General features: G+C 49.4%; 1 protein-coding gene. It reads right to left on the bottom strand.

All coding sequences use genetic code 11. The annotated features are described in order from the left end of the window. Positions 1–396 (bottom strand): hypothetical protein (locus Q4563_RS16425; protein ID WP_303605243.1); only part of this gene is annotated, 396 nt, incomplete at its 3' end. Positions 397–421: the final 25 nt, after the last annotated feature.

The following is a 421-nucleotide window of genomic DNA, read 5'->3' as shown; positions in this document are numbered from 1 at the left end:
ACACATGATTTCGCCAGTGGCTTCGTCAATTTTCTCAATCGGGCCGTTACCTTTTTTCCAGGTGGAGTAGGCTGGACGGATAACAATTTTTTCTTCGACGGTTTCGTATTCTGCTGGCAGCTTAACCAGTTTGGTTGATGCTTCCTTGACCAGAACCTCTTCAGTAACCGTTTTGTAGGTGGCGGGTACAACGACCAGCTCTTCCCACTCTTCGCTGACCAGAACTTCTTCAGACACCATTTCGTACTTGGCTGGTTCTACCTCAAGTTTGGACAACTCAGGAGATACCATGACCTGTTGCATCTGGGTTTCGTATTCTTCAGGAATAACCAGACGGGCGTAACAGTGGCCAGGTACGGCATTGGGTGGCATGACAGAGTCAGCCGTTGGCGTCATTGACATGGACTCCATGGATTGGGAG

This window comes from Gilvimarinus sp. 1_MG-2023 (genome assembly GCF_030548285.1).
This window is presented reverse-complemented; position numbering and strand designations above follow the sequence as displayed.